Here is a 17393-nt window from a genome sequence, read left to right as displayed (position 1 = left end):
TCTCGCAGTTGACATGTTCGAACCTTTGTCGACGCTAGGGAGTAACACAGTTGCTGACCAGAACTATGAGGCGAATTTCGCGTACGCGGCGCGACCATGACTATTCGTGAGAGGTCGAATTCGGAGTGTCATATGATTTCGACCGAGAATTCGTTGTGCGCGCCGCTGCGTGATTGAACAATTCCGCGGTGTGAGCAGCCGCACTGCCGCTCACCGCCGCAACGCGGCGCGCGGGGGGCCGGTGACGAGGTCGGTCGACGGAAGGGTGGACGTGGTGCTGCAACGTGCCCGCCGGCTGCTGGTCCGGCGACCGCTGGTCGTGGTGGCCAGCCCGGCCGAGGTGCTCGCCGGAGCCGACCTCCGGCTCCTCGACGGCGCCGAGCGGGCGCGCAGCGGGGCGCTCCGGGACCCCGCGGACCGGGCCGCCTACGTCGCCGCGCACCTGCTGGTGCGTCGGTGCGCCGCCGCGTTGACCGGACGGCCGGTGGCTGAGCTGGCCGTGCGCCAGTGGTGCTCCGACTGCGGGACGCCGGGGCACGGCCGCCCCTCCCTCGTGGACCTGCCCGACGTGCAGGTCAGCTGGGCCCACACCCGCGGTGCCGTGGTGGCGGCTGCCGCGTGGCACCCGGTCGGGGTGGACGTCGAGGCGCTGCCGACGGGCGGTGCCGCGGCCGGACCGTTCCCCGGGCTCGCTGCGGCCGAACAGCGGCAGGTGCGTTCGGCGGCCGACCCGTCGCTGCTCGCCCTCCGGTTCTGGGTGCGCAAGGAGTGCCTGGTGAAGACGGGGATGGCGTCGCTGAGCGGGGTGCACCGGCTCGACCTGTCCCGGGTGGCGGAGCGCCGGGAGCAGGCCGGTTGGTCGGTCGCCCGCTACCGCGGCCTCCACCTCGTCGACTGGTGCGACCCGGCGCGGGGCGCGGTGGTCTCGGTCGCGGGTGCGTGCACGCCGGACGTCCGGTCGTTCTCCGACCTGGCCCCCGTGCACCTGTGATGGTGAATCGGGCAGGGACGCGCCTCGGAGAACGGCGACGCGTCATTGCTTTCCGTCATCGGACGCTGACGGGAACCGGTCGACATTCCGCGTGGCGGGGAAGGTGGTGGCTTTCTCCTGCCATGCACCCAGTTGCCGTTCATGATCGCGCAGAGGGGCCTCGGCGACGTCCGGCGCCTGCCGCGAGGACCGCGGGGAGACGATGTCCGCCGCGGGCACCCGGTCACCGATCCAGAGGAAGTGTGTGTGCGCGCCCGAATCGCGTTGTTGACCGTCCTGATCACCGCTTCGCTGCCCGCCGCCGTCGCGTCGGCGGAGCAGCCGGTCGCGGTCGAAGACCCGATCGCGGACGAAGCCGGCGTGCTCGGGGACGGCGCCGCGGCGGTCGAGGACGCCCTGGCGGAACTGCGTTCGGAGACGGGGCTCATGCTGTCCGCCGTCTTCGTGCCCTCCTTCGACGGCGAGGACGACGACGCCGACTGGGCGGAGCTGACCGCGGCGGAGTCGGAGCTGGGTGACGAGGAGCTGCTGCTGGCCGTCGCGACGGACGAGGCCGAGTACGAGTGGTGGATCGGGGACGAGGCGCCGGTCGAGCCGGAGGCGGTCGAGACCCTGATGAGCGAGGAGGTCGAGCCGGCCGTCGTGGACGGGGACTGGTCCGGCGCGGTCGTGGCCCTGGCCGACGGGCTGCAGTCGACCGACGTCGTCGACCCGGCCATGCCGTCGTGGTCGGGGGCGCGGACGGCGGTGGTCGTGGTCGCCCTGGGTGCCGTGCTGACCGCGCTCTACCTCGTCTCCCGGCGGAGCGACCCGGTCGGACGGCAGCCTGCCCCGGCCGAGCCCGACAGCCCGGTGGGGCCGAGGTGACCCGACGGTCCACGACGTGACCCCTGCACCGGCGGGCCCGGTGAGCGGGCTGTACCCGCCGATCGAGCCGTACGCGACCGGGATGCTCGACGTCGGCGACGGCCACTGGCTCTACTGGGAGGTCTGCGGCAACCCCGACGGCAAGCCGGCGGTCGTGCTGCACGGCGGCCCCGGGCAGGGCTGCACCCCGGGGATGCGGCGCCAGTTCGACCCGCGGCGCTACCGGGTGGTGCTGGTCGACCAGCGCAACGCCGGACGGAGCACCCCGTGGGCCGGGGAGCCCGAGGTGGACCTCGCGGCGAACACCACCCCGCACCTGGTGGCCGACCTGGAGCGGCTCCGGGAGCACCTGGGCATCGACCGCTGGCTGGTCTGGGGCGGGTCGTGGGGCGTGACCCTGGCGTTCGCCTATGCCGAGGCGTTCCCCGGGCGCGGGCCGCGCTGGAGTGGTGCACCTGGGAGGACGTCCACGTGTCGCTCGCCCCGGACGCCGAGCCGTCGCTGTCGGTGGCCGCCCCGCCGTTCCAGCTGGCCTTCGCCCGACTGGTGACGCACTACTGGGGCAACGGCTGCTTCCTCGACGACGGCCAGTTGCTGCGCGACGCGCATCGGCTGGCTGGGATCCCCGGCGTGATGGTGCACGGCCGGTTCGACGTGAGCGGACCGCTGGACACCGCCTGGCGCATGCACTCCGCGTGGCCGGACAGCGAGCTGGTGGTCGTCGGCGACGCCGGGCACTCCGGCGGCAGCATGTCGGCACCACTGGTCGCGGCGCTGGACCGGTTCGCCGACCGCCGCTGACCCTCCCGCCCTCAGCCCCCGGGGTCCCTCGGACGGGTCGCGGGTGGCCCAGTCGTCGTAGCGCACGTCGGAGCCGGGCAGCTCGGCGCGCAGCGCGGCGGCGAGCTCCTCGTCCCGTGCGGCGAACTCGGACCGGTGCCCAGGGTCGTCCCAGCCCTCCTCGTGGTGGACGTGGGCGTTGAAGAAGGCCGCCCACTCACGGAGCCGGAGCTGCAGCTCGGGGGAGAGACCGAGCCGGTACCCGGGGGGTCATGCCGGTGGTCCACAGCGGTCACTCGGCGCTGTGCTCGGGGAAGAGGCGGACCTGTGGGCCGAGCCCGCCCGCGCTCGACGGCGCGGTCACCGGGCCGGCGCCCGGTGCATCACCCAGGTGTGCGGTGCGCCGCCGGGTGGGTCGACCTCGCCGACGACGGCGAAGCCCAGGCGCTCGTAGAGCCGGACGTTGCCCGCGGCCGAGGTCTCCAGCAGGGCGCTCGCCCCCGCTGCGTCGACCGCCTGGAGCCCGGCCCGCAGCAGGGCCGTGGCCAGGCCGCGGCCGCGGGCCGTGGGGCGGGTGCCGACGCAGGCCAGGAACCAGTGCTCGCCCGGTGGGTGCAGGGCGGTGCTGGCCTCCTCCGCGGCGGCGAGCACCGGTCTGCGGTCCCCGAGCAGCACCTCCACCTGGTCGGCGACCAGCTGCGCCGTCGCCGCCGACGGGGCGGCGTCGGGCCGCACCCAGCACGCCGCGGCGAGCACCAGCCCGTGGTCCTCGGCCAGCCAGGTGCCGTGCGTCTCGACCCCGAGCAGCCCGGCCTCCAGCCGGTAGAGCCCGGTCAGTCGTTCGTGCAGCCCGTCGTCCCCGAGGGCCCAGCGCACCCAGGGGTAGTCGGTGAACGCGTCGGCGAGGGCCTCGCCGATGGCGTGCGCGTCGGTCGCCCGCGCCGGGCGGACGGTGCTCAGCTGACGTACCGCCGGGCGGTCGATCGCCGCTGCGCGTCCTCCAGCGCGGCGAACCGCGCCTCGGCGTGCGGCGGCAGCACCCGCCGCTCGCGCACCAGCCACGGCAGCCCGCGGACCGCTGCGAGGAGCCCGCGGGCGGTCACCCGGTCCTTCGGCACGGTGCGCAGCAGGTGGAGCGTGCGGCGCAGCGCCGGTTTCAGCGGCCGGCGCAGCCACGTCGTCCAGAGGGTGTTGCGGATGCCGTCGGCCCGCCGCTTGTGCGGGTCGCGCGCGGTGCTGGCCTGGTGGTGGATGGTCAGCTCGGGCAGGTAGCAGAGCTCCCAGCCGCGGGCGGCGAGGTCGCCGGCCATCAGCTCCTCCTCACCCCCCAGCCACAGCCGCTCGTTGAACCCGCCGACCTCGTCGAAGGCCTCGCGGCGGACCACGCTGGCGCCGGCGAGGAAGCTGCCCAGCGCGGGGCCGGGCAGCCAGTCGGCGCCGACGACGGGGGAGTCGCGCAGCTCGGCCACGATCGGGTCCTCGGTGCCGCCCGGCTCGACGAGGATGCGGGCGGTGACCACGGCCAGCCGGGGGTGGGCGTCGAAGGCGTCGGCGGCGGCGCGCAGCGAGCCCGGGTCCCACCAGGTGTCGTCGTCGCAGAAGGCGACGTAGGGGGTGTCCAGCCGGGCGACGCCGAGGTTGCGGCCCACTGCGCCCAGGTTCTGCGGGCTGGCGATCAGCTCGGTCCAGGGGTGCTCCCGGCGGACCGCGTCGGCGGTGCCGTCGGACGAGCCGTTGTCGACGACCACCACGTGCGGCTGCTCGGGCAGCGCGCGCAGCCGGGTCAGCGCGAGCAGCAGCTCGTCGCGGCGGTTGTGCGTGATGACGACGACGGCCACCCGCGGGTCGGCGTCGGTGCCGGTGGTGGCCGGTTCGGCCAGTTCGCTCGTCATGAGTGCTGCAGCTCCCGGACTCCGGACATCACGGTGGTGGGCAGGACGCGGCGCCGGCGCAGGGCGGCGGGCACCCGGGGGAGGGCGCCGGCCAGACCCCGCAGGCCCGGCCGGCCGGCGCGCAGCGCGCGCAGCAGTTGACCGGCCAGGTCGCGCAGCGGGTAGCGCATCAGCGCCGTGAGCACCCGGCTGCGCCACAGGCCGGCCTGCCGGTCGGCTGCGGGTTCGCGGCGTGGTGACGGGTGGTGGTGCACGGTGACCCCGTCGACGTAGGCGAGGCCCCAGCCGGCGGCGGCCAGGTCCAGCGCGAGGCGCTCCTCCTCGCCGGGGAAGCGGACCACCGGGTCGAACCCGCCGGCGGTGGTGAACGCCTCGGTGCGCACCAGGGCCGCGCAGGCCACGAAGCCGAGCAGCGACGGGCCGGGCAGGTCCGGGTCGGTGCCCAGCGGGCTGGCCGCCATCACCTCGCAGACCGGGTCGAGGCGTTCCTCCGGTCCGACGAGGATCCGGGCGGCCAGCAAGCCGAGCCGGGGGTGGGCGCGCATGATCTCCACCGCGCGCGCCAGGTCGCCCGGCGCCCACCAGGAGTCGTCGTCGGTGAAGGCCACGAACGGGGTGCCGGCGCGCTCGACGCCGACGGTGCGGGCCAGGGCGCCGGCGTTGTCGGGCAGTGGGACGACCGTGACCTCGGGGTGGGCGGCCCGGACGGCTGCCACGGTGCCGTCGGTGGAGGCGTTGTCGACCAGGACGACCGGGGCCTCGTGCCGGGGCAGGCTGGCGAGCAGGTCGTCGCGCCGGTTGCGGCTGGCCACCACGCAGGTCACCGCGGGCCGCGCGGGGTCGAGCTCGGTGATCACCTGCGCACCGTGCCCGGCGTCGGGGCCGGTCAACCCCGGTCCTCGATCACATCGGCCACCGGGCCGCAGAGGTGAGCGGGGTCGGCGAACAGGCCGCTGGCCGGGCCGGTGCCGGCGATGGCGTCGGCGGCCAGCACCACCGCGGCGGCGGTCCAGGTGGTGCGCTCGACCGGCCAGCGCGCGTCGTCCGGGTAGACGAAGCCGGTCCAGTACGAGCCGTCGTCGGCCCGCAGGTGCTGCATCGCGGCCAGCTGCTCGGCGGCGTCGTCGGGTCGCCCACAGGCGGCCAGCGCCAGGGCCAGCTCGCAGGTCTCGGCCCCGGTGACCCAGGGCCGGTCGGCGACGCACCGCACCCCGAGGCCGGGCACCACGAAGGTGTCCCACCCGGCGGCCAGGCGCTCGTGCGCGGCGCGGCCGGTGACCGCGCCGGCGAGCACCGGGTAGTACCAGTCCATCGCCCACCGGGAGCGGTCGGCGAACACCTCGGGGCGGGCGCGGAGCGCCGCACCCAGGCCGGTCGCGGCGAGGTCCCAGTCCGGCTGGGGCTGCCCGACCAGGTCGGCCAGCGCGATCCCGCAGCGCAGCGACTGGAAGAGGCTGGCGTTGCCGGTGAGCAGCGCCGTGTCGTCGGGTGTCCCGTCGGGTCGCAGGGCCCAGCCGATCGTCCCGGTGGGCAGCTGCATCGCCGTCACCAGGTCCAGTGCCCGCCGGACGGCCGGCCACAGCCGGTCGACGAGGCCGTCGTCGCCGCAGCTCAGCCAGGAGTGCCAGACGCCGACGGCCAGGTAGCCGGCGTGGTTGCTCTCGGTCCCGGGGGCGACGACGGCGCCGTCCCGGTACTCCGCGGCCCACGACCCGTCGGGCCGCTGCCGGGCGGCCAGCCACTCGTAGGCGGCCGCGGCGCGCGTGTGTTCCCCGCCGACGTCCAGGGCCATCGCCGCCTCGACGGCGTCCCAGGCGTCCAGCTGCCCGCCGCGGAACCAGGGCAGCGCACCGTCACCCGCCTGCTCGGCCGCGATCGCGGCGACCGTCGCCCGCAGCTGGTCGGCGCGCAGCACACCGGGCACCTCGGGGAGGTGGTCAGTCATCGGTGCCCCTCGCCGCCGGCTTCTCGGCGTAGACCACCAGGCTCTTGCCGAGGACCGGGTCCAGCAGCCGCTCGGCGGTGCGCGTCACCCACGGGCGGCGCACCAGGTCCCAGACGAGCAGCCGGTGGTAGGCACGCGTGGCCCAGGTGTCCCGGTCGACGCCGACGGCGCACTTGAGCCACCAGTAGGGCGCGTGCAGCGCGTGCGCGTGGTGGGTGCGGGTCGGGCGCAGCCCGGCCGCGGCCAGCCGCTCCCAGAGCTGGTCGCCGCGGTAGATGCGAATGTGCCCGCCCTCGTTGGCGTGGTAGTCGTCGGACAGCGCCCAGCACACCCGCTCGGGTCCGTACCGGGGGACGGTGACCGCGACCCGGCCACCTGGCCTGAGCACCCGGGCGATCTCGGCGATCGCCGTCCGGTCGTCCGGGACGTGTTCGAGCACCTCCGAGGCGATGACCCGGTCGACGCTGGCATCGGGCACCGGCAGGGCGCGGAGGTCGGCGCGCGCGACCTCCGCCGCGGCCCCGGCCGGCGCCTCGCCGGCGGCCGCGATGGCGTGCAGCCAGGTCCGCGTGGTCGACACCTCGGACGCGCCCCAGTCGACGGCGAGCACCGAGGCGCCCCGGCGGTAGGCCTCGAAGGCGTGCCGGCCCTCGCCGCACCCCAGGTCGAGCACCCGCATGCCGGGGGCGACGCCGAGCAGGTCGTAGTCGACGGTCAGCACGCGGGAGCGCTCCCTGCCCGGGGCCCGTCCGGCGCGCGCCGGACGAGCACCTCCTCGTACCAAGCCGCGGTGCGCTCGGCGGTGCGGCGCCAGGTGTAGTTGGCCAGCACGCGGGCGCGCCCGGCCCGGCCCAGCTGGTCCTGCAGCGAGGGGTGGTCCAGCACCAGGTGCAGCGCGGCGGCGAGCCGGTCGACGTCGCCGGCGGGCACCTGCACGCCGGCGTGCGAACCGACCACCTCCGGCAGCGCCCCGGCGTCGGTGGTCACCAGCGGGGTCGCGCAGGCCATCGCCTCGACCGCGGGCAGCGAGAAGCCCTCGTACAGCGACGGGACGGCGACCACCGTGGCGGTCTGCAGCAGCCGCACCAGTTCCGCCTGCGGAACCGGCCCGGTGACGCGCACCGCCTCCTGCAGCCCGAGCCGCGCCAGGGCGGCGGCCGCGGGGCCACCCGGGCGGACGCTGCCCACCACGACCAGGCGCACCTCCCGCTCGGTGCGCAGCTTGGCGACCGCCTCCAGCAGCGGCACCAGCCCCTTCAGCGGCACGTCTGCGCTCGTGGTGACCAGCACGGTGGCCGGGTCGCGCGGGGCGGTGCCGGGGTGGAACACGTCCGGGTCGATGCCGACCGGGATGACGTCGACGGCGCGGGCCGGCACCCCCATGTGCCGTTCGATGTCGGCGCGGCTGTTCTCCGAGACGGTGGTGATCCCGTCCAGCCGGCGGGCCACCCGCGCCTGCATGCCGGTGAAGGCGTACCAGCGGCGCAGGGTCAGCTGCCGGCGCAGCCCGGGGGCGGCGGCCAGTTCCAGGTCCCGGTCGATCGCGACCGGGTGGTGGACCGTGGCGACGGTCGGGAGCCCGGCGCGGCGCAGGCCGAGCAGGCCCCACCCCAGCGACTGGTTGTCGTGCACCAGGTCGAACTCGCCGGCGCGGCGGCGGAGCAGGCGGGCAGCCCGCAGGCTGAAGGTGAGCGGTTCGGGGAAGCCGGCGGTGCACATCGTCGCCCACTCCAGGACGTCGACCAGGTCGCGGAACTCGCTGGGCCGGGGCGTGCGGAAGGGGTCGGGCTCGCGGTAGAGGTCGAGGCTCGGCACCTCGGTCAGCGGCACGCCGTCGGCCAGCTCCGGGTACGGCTGGCCGCTGAGCACCTCGACCCGGTGGCCGAGCTCGCGCAGCTCGTGCGACAGGGCCCGGACGTAGACGCCCTGACCGCCGCCGTGCGGCTTGCTCCGGTAGGACAGCAGTGCGACGCGCAACGACCGTCCCATGCCCGGACTCTAACCAGCAGCGCAGGTCCGCCCAGCGCACGGCCGGGACGGTACGGAGCGCCCGGTCGCCCGCCGGTCGGCGGCCTGGCAGGGTGCGGGCATGCTGCGTCACGTCGTGCTCTTCACCTGGACCCCGGAGACCTCCCCGGAGGTGCGTGCCGCCGCCGTGGCCGCGCTGCGCCGGCTGCCGGCGGAGGTCGGGGGCATGACCTCGTTCGCGGTGGGGCCGGACGCCCACCTGGTCGACGGCAACGCCGACGTGGCGCTGGTGGCCGACTTCCCCGACGTGCAGGCCTTCCGCGCCTACGCCGACGACCCGCGGCACCTGGCCGTGCTGACCGAGCACGTGCGCCCGCACCTGGCGAGCAGGGCGGCGGTCCAGTACGAGGTCTGAGCGCGAGGAGCGCCCCGGGTCGTCACCGCGGCGCGGGTGCGGGGCCACCGCGGGGGCGGTACCGGGAACGGGCACGGCGGGGAGCACGGGTACGGCGGGGAGCACGGGTACGGCGGGGAGCACGGGCAGCAGCCTGGCCGGTCGGGGAGGTCCTCGGTCGGTCGTCGTCCACAGCTGACGGCGTCGTCCACAACTTGGCCCGGACCGGCGATCGACGGCCGGCGCAGGGCGAGCCTCGTCGCCATGACCGCATCCGAACGCCCTGCTCCCGTCCGCCTCAGCGGCCCCGGTGACATCGCCGCCGCCCTCCCGCACCTGGTCGGCTTCCACCCGGCCGAGTCGCTGGTCGTCCTGAGCCTGCGGGACCGGGGGACGCGCGTGGGCCTGACCGCGCGGGTGGACCTGCCGTCCCCGGCAGACCGCGACCAGGTGGTGCGCGGGCTGGTCCACTCCGTGCTCACCGACGCCCCGTCGGCGGTCGTCGTGCTGGCGGTGACCGACCAGGCCGACGACCCGGACCCGGACCCCCAGCTGCCGCAGCGGGAGCTGCTGCACCGGACCGTGCTGGGGTTCGACGCGGCCGGGGTGGCCGTCCGGGACGTGCTGCTGGTGCGCGGCGGCCGCTGGTGGTCCTACGACTGTGCCGACCCGTGCTGCGCGCCGGGCGCCGGGCGCCCGGTCCCCACGGGCACCAGTCAGCTGGCCCTCGCGGCGACGGTCGAGGGCCAGGTGGTGGAGGCCGACCGGGCCGCGCTGGTCCGGCGGGTCGCCCCGGTCGGCTTCCTGGCGGCCGAGGGGATGGCCCGCGCCTGCGACGAGGTCGGCCAGGTCATGGCCCGGCGGCTGTTGGGCACCGCATGGGAGGAGGTGACCGAGGAGTCCTGGGAGCTGCTCCGCGCCGCCGTCGACCGCTGCGGCCCGGGCGAGACCGCCGCGCTGACCGACGCCGAGGCCGCCCGGCTGGCCTGGGGGCTGCGCGACATCGACGTCCGGGACCGCGCGATGGGGCTGTGCACCGGACCGTCGGCGGCCGGTGCCGAGCAGGTGTTCACCGAGCTGACCCGGCGGGCGCCGACGCCGCTGGACGCGGCGCCGGCCACCCTGCTCGCGGTCACCGCGTGGGCCCGGGGCAGCGGGGCGCTGGCCAACGTGTCCCTGGACCGGGCGCTGGCCAGTGAACCGGGCTACACCCTCGCGGTCCTGCTGCGGCGGGCGCTGGACGCGTGCCTGCCGCCGGCGGCCATCCGCGACCTGGTCCGCGAGGCCGCCGACCCGCCCGTCGTGCCCCGGGTCCGACCGCCCTCGCCGGACTGGTGGCCCTGGTGAGGGGTCACAGCAGGGCGGGGCGCTCCCACTCCTGGCCCAGCACGTGCTCGGCCAGGAACGCGAGCACGGTCTCGTACCAGACCGTCGCGTTGCCGGGGGTGAGCACCCAGTGGTTCTCGTCGGGGAAGTAGAGGAACTTCGACGGCACCCCGCGCTTCTGCAGGTCGTACCAGAGCCGCAGCCCCTCGCCGATCGGCACCCGGTAGTCCTTGTCGCCGTGGATGACCAGCATCGGGCTGCGGATCGCGTCGGCGAACCGGTGCGGCGAGTTCTGCTCGTACCGCCGGGGCTCGGTCAGCGGGTCACCGAACTCCCGCTCCCAGTAGAAGGCCGAGTCCGTGGTCCCGGCGAACTGGTCCAGGTGCCACAGGCTCGCATGGGTGACGATCGCGGCGAACCGGTCGGTCTGGGTGGCGATCCAGTTGGCCATGTAGCCACCGAAGGAGCCGCCCATCGCCGCGGTACGGGTCGCGTCGATCTCCGGCAGCGCCTCGGCGGCGTCCACCGCGGCCATCAGGTCGGTGTACGGGGCGCCGCCCCACTCACCCCAGCCCCGGCGGACGAAGTCCTGTCCGAAGCCCTGCGACAGCGCCGGGTTGGGCAGCAGGACGGCGTAGCCGCGGGCGGCCAGCAGCCACGGTGTCCACCGCCAGGACCAGCCGTTCCAGCTCATCAGCGGGCCGCCGTGCACCCACAGCACCAGCGGCGCCGGCTGCCGGGCGCTCGCGCCGTCGGGCAGCACCAGCCAGGACTGCACCCGGGTGCCGTCGGCAGCGGTGGCGTCCAGCTCGCGGAGCGTGCCGGGGAGGGAGTCGACGGTGCCCGGGTTGGGCAGCGGGGTGGGCTGCTGACCGGTCGCGACCGGGTCCAGCCGCACCGGCACCGGCGGGGAGTCGTAGGCCGAGCGCAGGGCGTAGAGCGCGCTGCCGTCGCGGGCCACCTGCAGGTCGCTGTAGGCGCCGTCGCCGGTCAGCCGCACCGGCGCGGCGCCGTCCAGAGCGACCCGGAAGACCGCGTGCCGCCCGTCCTCGTCGGCGAGGAAGTACACCGCGGTGCCGTCGGCGGCGAACTGCGGCGCGCTGGGCCAGCGGTCGAAGCCGGCGGTGAGGTCGCGGGTGTCCGCGGTGGCCGGGTCGACGAGCAGCAGCGTGTAGTCCGGCGGCTCGCTGAACGTGGAGGCCGACTCCCGCACGCACACCAGCCGGGTGGAGTCCGGGGAGAAGCGGGGGGAGTGGACGTCGGCCTGCGGGTCGTCGACCAGCACCCGGGTCTGCCCGGTGGCCACCTCGGTGAGCACCAGCCGGGAGCGGCGGCCGGCCGGCCCGTCGGGCACGTCCTCGCCGCGGGCCACGAACCGGCCGTCGGGGGAGACGGCGACGTCGTCGCCCGTGCCGAGCGGAGCGCCCGCGTCGGGGGTCAGGTCCCGCCATTCCGCGGGTTCGGGACGGCTGCCGGCGGCCGGGTCGGCGGGCAGCCGCCCGACCCAGTACAGGTGCGGGACGGCCGGGCCGAGGTCGTGGTCCCAGAAGCGCACCGGGTAGCCCTCGTGCAGCACCGCGGTCACGCCGGCGTCCGCGCGCTCCTTGCGCCGCTGCTCGTCGTCGGCGGCGTCCGGGGCGCCCGGCGTGGTCGAGGCGAGGACCGCCACCTCGCCGGTGTCGGCGGCGACCAGCACGCCGCTGATGCCGGCGGCACGCTGCAGGACCAGCCGCGCCTCCCCGCCGTCGGCCGGCAGGCACCACAGCGCCGGCTTCGGCTCACCGGCGTCCTTGCGGGCGTCGGGGTCGGGGCGGGCGGAGGTGAACAGCAGGTCGCCCGCGGGGGTGAACACCGGCGCGGACTCACCGACCGGCCCCCGGGTCAGCCGCCGCGCGGAGCGGCGCCCGGCCGGGTCGACCTCCCACAGGGCCGACTGCCAGGCGGTGCCCGCCGGGTTCAGCGTCGCGACCGCCGTGACCAGCCGGGTGCCGTCGGGGGAGAGCGCCAGGCCGCCGAGGCGTGGCAGGGCCATGAAGTCGGCGAGCCGGTGGAACGGGGTGGCCTGCGGCTGTTCGCCGGAGGGAGCTGCGGAGTCGCTCACCGGTGCCTTCTCTCTGTGCGTCCGGGCGGGTCACCGCCGAGCCTAGTGAGGAGATCGTGAGCCCGGCGAAGGAGTTGCCCGGCCCGGCGGCGGGGCGCCGGAACGACGCGAGCCGCGGCCCCGGCAGGGGTCGCGGCTCGCGGGAGCTGCCGGTGGTGCCGTCAGCCGACGCCAGCGGTCGCCTCGGCGGCCTCGACCGGGGTGAGGTCGTCGTCGACGGCGCTGACGAAGACGTGCTGGGCGACCCCGGGCTGCAGCGGCACCCCGTCGACGAGCACGGCGCCGTTGGACAGCGACGCGGTCACCGTCGAACCGGGGCGGACCCCCTGGTCGGCCAGCGACCGGAGGAGCTGGGCGTCCTCCTGCAGCTGCTCGCTGATCCGGCGGACCACCACCTGGCGCCCTTCGGACGTGGCCGTGGTGGAGAGCAGGGTGAGCGCGTCGAGCACTGCGGAGGTGTCGCCGCCGAGGGCGTCGAGGCCGGGGATGGGGTTGCCGAACGGGGAGACCGTCGGGTTGTCGAGCAGCGTGAGGATCTTGCGCTCCACCGCCTCGCTCATCACGTGCTCCCAGCGGCAGGCTTCCTCGTGGACGTCGGCGTAGTCCAGGCCGATGACGTCCACGAGCAGGCACTCGGCCAGCCGGTGCTTGCGCATGACGGCGGTCGCCAGCTCGCGCCCCTCGTCGGACAGCTGCAGGTGGCGGTCACCCTGGACGGTGAGCAGCCCGTCGCGCTCCATGCGGGCCACGGTCTGGCTCACGGTGGGACCGCTCTGGTGCAGGCGTTCGGCGATGCGGGCCCGGAGAGGGGTGATGCCCTCTTCCTCGAGCTCGAAGATGGTCCGGAGGTACATCTCCGTGGTGTCGATGAGGTCGTTCACGTCCACTCCTCCGTCAGGTGCCGCCGATCTTACGAGGCCCGGGCCAGCCGGTGGGCCGCGACGAGCCCGGCGGCGGTGCCTGGTGGTCGGCGCCCGGTAGCGTCCGGGTCGGCAGAGTCCGCCTGCTCACCGAGGAGCAGCGGCGGCCGCGGCCCCGGCCGCGACCGGCCGGCGGGTGGGCACGACCGAGGGAGGGCCGGTGAGCGACTCGGTCGCGGTCGTCTGGGACGACGCGCTGCTCGGCTACACCATGGGCGGCGACCACCCGATGCACCCGCTGCGCCTGGAGCTGACCATCGAGCTGGCGCAGTCGCTCGGCGTGCTGGACCGGCCCGGGCTGGAGGTGCTGCGGCCCACCCCGGCCGACGAGGACCTGCTCCGGCTGGTGCACGACCAGGGCTACCTGGACGCGGTGCGGCGGGCCCCCGACGACCCCTCCGCCGCCGGGCACGGCCTCGGCACCCCGGACAACCCGGTCTTCGCGGGCATGTACGAGGCGGCCGCGCTGATCACCGGCGGCAGCGTGCTCGCCGCCCAGCAGGTGCACTCCGGCAAGGCCCAGCACGCGGTCAACATCTCCGGCGGGCTGCACCACGCCATGCGCGACACGGCCTCCGGGTTCTGCGTGTTCAACGACGCGGCCGTGGCGATCGCCTGGCTGCTGCGCCAGGGCTACGAGCGGATCGCCTACGTCGACCTGGACGTCCACCACGGGGACGGCGTGCAGGTCGCGTTCTACGACGACCCGCGGGTGCTCACGGTCAGCGTCCACCAGACCCCGCTCACCCTGTTCCCGGGCACCGGCTACCCGGAGGAGACCGGTGACCCGCAGCGGGCGCTGGGCAGCGCGGTCAACCTGGCGCTGCCCAACGGCACCGACGACGCCGGCTGGCTGCGCGCGTTCCACGCGGTGGTGCCCAGCGTGGTGCGGGCCTTCGCCCCGCAGATCCTGGTCACCCAGTGCGGCTGCGACGCCCACCGCGAGGACCCGCTGGCCGACCTCGGGCTCACCGTCGACGGTCAGCGCGCCTCCTACCGGGCGGTGCACGACCTGGCCCACGAGGTCTGCGACGGCCGGTGGATCGCCCTGGGCGGGGGCGGCTACGGACTGGTCCGCTGCGTGCCGCGCGCCTGGACCCACCTGATCGCCGAGGCCAGCGGTGACCGGCTGGCCCCGTCCACGGAGATCCCGCAGACGTGGCGCGACGACGTCCGCCGCCGCGGTCTGCGGGCCGAGCCTCCCGAGTCGATGACCGAGGGCGGCTACGTGGGCTTCTCCCGGTGGGACCCGTTCACCGAGAACCGGGTCGACCGCGCCATCCTGCGCACCCGCACGGCCGCCTTCCCCTACTTCGGACTGGACCCGGACGACCCCCGTGACTGAGGACCACCCGGCCCCCCGCCACTCGCAGGCTCGCGGGGGGCCCTGCCGGCTGGCCTGGGAGAACTCATGACCACGAACGAGCAGTCACCCGTGAGCCCCGCGCCCCCGCCGCCGCACTGGGAGGCCGACGTCGTCGCCGCCGACGGCGGCACCGTGCACCTGCGGCCGATCACGCCCGAGGACGCCGACGGCATCGTCGGGCTGATGGACCGCAGCAGCGAGCAGACCCGCTACTACCGGTTCTTCGGCCCGGTGCGGCGCCTGTCGGACAAGGACCTGCACCGGTTCACCCACGTCGACCACGTCGACCGGGTGGCCTTCGTCGTCCTGCTCGGCGACGAGCTGATCGGGGTGGGCCGCTACGACCGGCTGCCGGGCACCGTCGACGCCGAGGTGGCCTTCCTCATCGAGGACGCGCACCAGCGCCGCGGCCTGGGGTCGGTGCTGCTGGAGCACCTGGCCGCGGCCGCCCGTGAGCGGGGGATCAGCCGCTTCGTCGCCGAGGTGCTCAGCCAGAACAGCGCGATGGTGCGGGTGTTCCAGGACGCCGGTTACTCGGCCAAGCGGTCCTACGAGGACGGCGTCGTGCACCTGACCTTCCCGATCGCCCCGACCGAGCAGTCGCTGGCGGTGGCGCACGAGCGGGAGCAGCGCAGCGAGTCGCGGTCCATCGGCCGGCTGCTGACCCCCGGCTCGGTGGCGGTGGTCGGCGCGAGCAACGACCCCACCAAGGTCGGGTCGGCGGTGCTGCACGACCTGCTGGACTACGGGTTCGCCGGGCCGATCTACCCGGTCAACCCCGCGGTGCGGCACGTCCGCGGCGTGCCGGCGTACGCGCACATCGAGGCGATCCCGGACGACGTCGACCTGGCGGTGCTCGCCGTGCCGGCCGAGGAGGTCGCCGGGGTGGTCGAGGCTTGCCGCCGCAAGCGGGTCAAGGGGCTGGTGGTGATCTCCGGCGGGTTCGGCGAGACCGGGCCGGAGGGGCGAGCCGCGGAGCGCGCGCTGGTGGCCTCGGCGCGGGCGTCGGGCATGCGGGTGGTCGGCCCCAACTGCCTGGGCATCGTGAACACCGACCCGGCGATCCGGCTCAACGCCAGCCTGGCGCCCCAGGTCCCCGGGCGCGGCCGCGTCGGGTTCTTCGCGCAGTCCGGCGCGCTGGGCGTCGCCCTGCTGGAGCGGGCCCGCGGCCGCGGCATCGGGCTGTCCAGCTTCGTCTCCGCGGGCAACCGCGCCGACGTCAGCGGCAACGACCTGCTGCAGTACTGGGCCACCGACCCGGCCACCGAGGTGGTGCTGCTGCACCTGGAGAGCTTCGGCAACCCGCGCAAGTTCGCCCGGCTGGCCCGTAGCGTCGGCCGCACCAAGCCGGTCGTCGCGGTCAAGAGCGGCCGGCACGTGAAGATGACCGCCGGGCTGGCCGGCACCAGCGTCGCCGTGCCCGAGCAGTCGGTCGCGGCGCTGTTCGCCTCCGCGGGCGTCATCCGGGTCGACACCCTGGCCCAGCTGTTCGACGTCGGCACCCTGCTGGCCCACCAGCCGCTGCCGGCCGGCGACCGGGTGGCGATCGTCGGCAACTCGACCGCGATGGGCGTGCTGGTCGCCGACGCCGTCCTGGACCGGGGCCTGCAGCTGGCCCACGACCGGCCGGTCGACATCGGCACCCAGGGGGGCCCGGAGGACTTCCGGGCCGCCCTGCAGGCCGCGGTCGACGACGACGCGGTCGACGCGGTCGTCGCGGTGTTCCTCCCGCCGCTGCTCAGCGGGGAGCAGACCTTCGGCCGGGTGCTGCGCGAGGTCTCCGAGGGGGCGGCGAAGCCGGTGGTCGCCAACTACCTGTCCACCGACGGCATCCCCGACGAGCTGGCGGTGCGCGACGAGCACGGCATGCCGGCCCGCGGGTCGGTGCCGTCCTTCTCCACTCCCGAGCGGGCGGTGATCGCGCTGGCCAAGGTCAGCGAGTACGCCCGCTGGCGGCGACGGCCCATCGGCGTCGTCCCGGACCTGGACGGGATCGACGAGGAGGCCGGCCGCTCGGCGGTGCTCGGCGCGCTGACCGGCACGCCCGCCGGCCGCGACCTCACCGACGAGGAGACGATGACCCTGTTGCGGGCCTACGGCATCCCGCTGCTGGGCACCCGCCGGGTGGAGGACGCCGATGCGGCGGTCGCCGCCGCGGAGCAGATCGGCTACCCGGTGGTGCTGAAGTCGACGGCGCCGTGGCTCCGCGACCGCCGGGACCTGGGCGGGATGCGGTTCGACCTGGCCGACGCCGAGGACGTGCGCGCCGCGTTCGCCGCCATCCCGGCCGGCGATCCGGTGATCGTGCAAGAGCAGGCGGCTCCGGGGGTGGGCACGGTCGTCGAGGTGGTCGACGACCCGTCCTTCGGTGCGCTGGTCAGCTTCGGCCTCGGTGGGGTGGCGACCGACCTGCTGGGCGACCGCGCCTACCGGACGCTGCCGCTGACCGACCTGGACGCCCACGAGCTGGTCCGCGAGCCCCGGGCGTGGCCGCTGCTCGACGGCTACCGGGGCAGCGCACCGGTGGACACCGCCGCCCTGGAGGAGCTGCTGCTGCGGGTGGCCCGGCTGGCCGACGACCTGCCGGAGGTGCTCGGGCTGACCCTGGAGCCGGTGATCGTCGGACCGGCCGACGCCTGGCACGGTGGCCGCTCTCTGGTGGTGGCCGGTGCGGCGGTCCGGGTGGGGCCAGCCACCGCCCGCATCGACCAGGGCCCCCGGAGGATGTTCCGTCCCGCCGGCTCCTGAGACGCGAACGAGCCGGTCACCCGGGGAAGGGTGACCGGCTCGCCGATGCTCCAGCCGGGCAGCGGCTCAGCGCCACAGGGGCACGGCGCCTGGCC

Annotated in this window: 16 protein-coding genes; 8 read left to right on the top strand and 8 right to left on the bottom strand. The window is 75.7% G+C overall.

The features are described from left to right. The first annotated feature begins 274 nt into the window (after positions 1-274). From ACI79Y_RS09410 to ACI79Y_RS09395, 4 genes are all read left to right on the top strand, one after another. Positions 275-991, top strand: coding sequence for a 4'-phosphopantetheinyl transferase family protein (locus ACI79Y_RS09410; RefSeq protein ID WP_457158219.1), 717 nt, complete (start codon positions 275-277; stop codon positions 989-991). Between the two features lie 246 nt (positions 992-1237). Continuing rightward, a complete protein-coding gene (locus ACI79Y_RS09405) occupies positions 1238-1858 on the top strand; it encodes a TPM domain-containing protein (protein ID WP_457158218.1) in 621 nt (206 codons plus the stop codon). Between the two features lie 16 nt (positions 1859-1874). After that, complete coding sequence (locus ACI79Y_RS09400; protein ID WP_457158217.1) at positions 1875-2408, top strand: alpha/beta fold hydrolase; 534 nt, start codon at positions 1875-1877, stop codon at positions 2406-2408. Next, entirely contained in the window at positions 2330-2659 is a 330-nt protein-coding gene (locus ACI79Y_RS09395; RefSeq protein WP_457158216.1) for a hypothetical protein, read from the top strand. The genes ACI79Y_RS09400 and ACI79Y_RS09395 overlap by 79 nt, the downstream gene beginning before the upstream one ends. 339 nt (positions 2660-2998) lie before the next feature. Here ACI79Y_RS09395 and ACI79Y_RS09390 read toward each other — a convergent pair whose 3' ends face one another. The 6 genes from ACI79Y_RS09390 to ACI79Y_RS09365 form a co-directional block, all read right to left on the bottom strand. Further along, on the bottom strand, positions 2999-3514 hold the full coding sequence (locus ACI79Y_RS09390) for a GNAT family N-acetyltransferase (RefSeq protein ID WP_457158215.1): 516 nt from the start codon (positions 3512-3514) through the stop codon (positions 2999-3001). Between the two features lie 80 nt (positions 3515-3594). Continuing rightward, entirely contained in the window at positions 3595-4530 is a 936-nt protein-coding gene (locus ACI79Y_RS09385) for a glycosyltransferase family 2 protein (RefSeq protein WP_457158214.1), read from the bottom strand. Next, positions 4527-5420, bottom strand: a complete 894-nt coding sequence (locus ACI79Y_RS09380) for a glycosyltransferase family 2 protein (RefSeq protein ID WP_457158213.1) — start codon at positions 5418-5420, stop codon at positions 4527-4529. Before ACI79Y_RS09380 ends, ACI79Y_RS09385 begins: the two co-directional genes overlap by 4 nt. Continuing rightward, positions 5417-6475 carry a prenyltransferase gene (locus ACI79Y_RS09375; protein WP_457158212.1) on the bottom strand — a complete coding sequence of 353 codons (1059 nt, stop codon included), beginning with the start codon at positions 6473-6475 and terminating at the stop codon, positions 5417-5419. The genes ACI79Y_RS09380 and ACI79Y_RS09375 overlap by 4 nt, the downstream gene beginning before the upstream one ends. Beyond that, positions 6468-7196, bottom strand: a complete 729-nt coding sequence (locus ACI79Y_RS09370) for a class I SAM-dependent methyltransferase (protein ID WP_457158211.1) — start codon at positions 7194-7196, stop codon at positions 6468-6470. The genes ACI79Y_RS09375 and ACI79Y_RS09370 overlap by 8 nt, the downstream gene beginning before the upstream one ends. Next, positions 7190-8464, bottom strand: coding sequence for a glycosyltransferase family 4 protein (locus ACI79Y_RS09365; RefSeq protein WP_457158210.1), 1275 nt, complete (start codon positions 8462-8464; stop codon positions 7190-7192). The genes ACI79Y_RS09370 and ACI79Y_RS09365 overlap by 7 nt, the downstream gene beginning before the upstream one ends. A gap of 100 nt (positions 8465-8564) precedes the next feature. On the opposite strand from ACI79Y_RS09365, the gene ACI79Y_RS09360 reads away from it, so the two are divergent. Continuing rightward, positions 8565-8858, top strand: coding sequence for a Dabb family protein (locus ACI79Y_RS09360; protein WP_457158209.1), 294 nt, complete (start codon positions 8565-8567; stop codon positions 8856-8858). 243 nt (positions 8859-9101) lie between these two features. After that, a complete protein-coding gene (locus tag ACI79Y_RS09355; protein ID WP_457158208.1) occupies positions 9102-10184 on the top strand; it encodes a DUF4192 domain-containing protein in 1083 nt (360 codons plus the stop codon). A 4-nt stretch (positions 10185-10188) separates the two neighbouring features. On the opposite strand, the gene ACI79Y_RS09350 is transcribed toward ACI79Y_RS09355, so the two are convergent. Both ACI79Y_RS09350 and ACI79Y_RS09345 read right to left on the bottom strand, forming a co-directional pair. Continuing rightward, entirely contained in the window at positions 10189-12264 is a 2076-nt protein-coding gene (locus ACI79Y_RS09350; RefSeq protein WP_457158207.1) for a S9 family peptidase, read from the bottom strand. 161 nt (positions 12265-12425) lie between these two features. After that, the gene (locus tag ACI79Y_RS09345; protein ID WP_457158206.1) at positions 12426-13145 is read right to left on the bottom strand and encodes a metal-dependent transcriptional regulator; all 720 of its coding nucleotides are present in this window, start codon (positions 13143-13145) and stop codon (positions 12426-12428) included. A 199-nt stretch (positions 13146-13344) separates the two neighbouring features. On the opposite strand from ACI79Y_RS09345, the gene ACI79Y_RS09340 reads away from it, so the two are divergent. Together ACI79Y_RS09340 and ACI79Y_RS09335 are read left to right on the top strand one after the other, a co-directional pair. Further along, the gene (locus ACI79Y_RS09340; RefSeq protein WP_457158205.1) at positions 13345-14529 is read left to right on the top strand and encodes an acetoin utilization protein AcuC; all 1185 of its coding nucleotides are present in this window, start codon (positions 13345-13347) and stop codon (positions 14527-14529) included. 66 nt (positions 14530-14595) lie between these two features. Then, the gene (locus tag ACI79Y_RS09335; RefSeq protein WP_457158204.1) at positions 14596-17298 is read left to right on the top strand and encodes a bifunctional acetate--CoA ligase family protein/GNAT family N-acetyltransferase; all 2703 of its coding nucleotides are present in this window, start codon (positions 14596-14598) and stop codon (positions 17296-17298) included. Positions 17299-17393 lie beyond the last annotated feature (95 nt).

The organism is Modestobacter sp. SYSU DS0875, from assembly GCF_054050915.1.
This window is presented reverse-complemented; position numbering and strand designations above follow the sequence as displayed.

Bases quoted from the DNA above. Each gene is read 5' to 3' on its own strand.
- ACI79Y_RS09365 (WP_457158210.1), bottom strand. From the start codon at position 8,464: ATGGGACGGTCGTTGCGCGTCGCACTGCTGTCCTACCGGAGCAAGCCG.
- ACI79Y_RS09385 (WP_457158214.1), bottom strand. From the start codon at position 4,530: ATGACGAGCGAACTGGCCGAACCGGCCACCACCGGCACCGACGCCGAC.
- ACI79Y_RS09375 (WP_457158212.1), bottom strand. From the start codon at position 6,475: ATGACTGACCACCTCCCCGAGGTGCCCGGTGTGCTGCGCGCCGACCAG.
- ACI79Y_RS09355 (WP_457158208.1), top strand. From the start codon at position 9,102: ATGACCGCATCCGAACGCCCTGCTCCCGTCCGCCTCAGCGGCCCCGGT.
- ACI79Y_RS09335 (WP_457158204.1), top strand. From the start codon at position 14,596: ATGACCACGAACGAGCAGTCACCCGTGAGCCCCGCGCCCCCGCCGCCG.
- ACI79Y_RS09360 (WP_457158209.1), top strand. From the start codon at position 8,565: ATGCTGCGTCACGTCGTGCTCTTCACCTGGACCCCGGAGACCTCCCCG.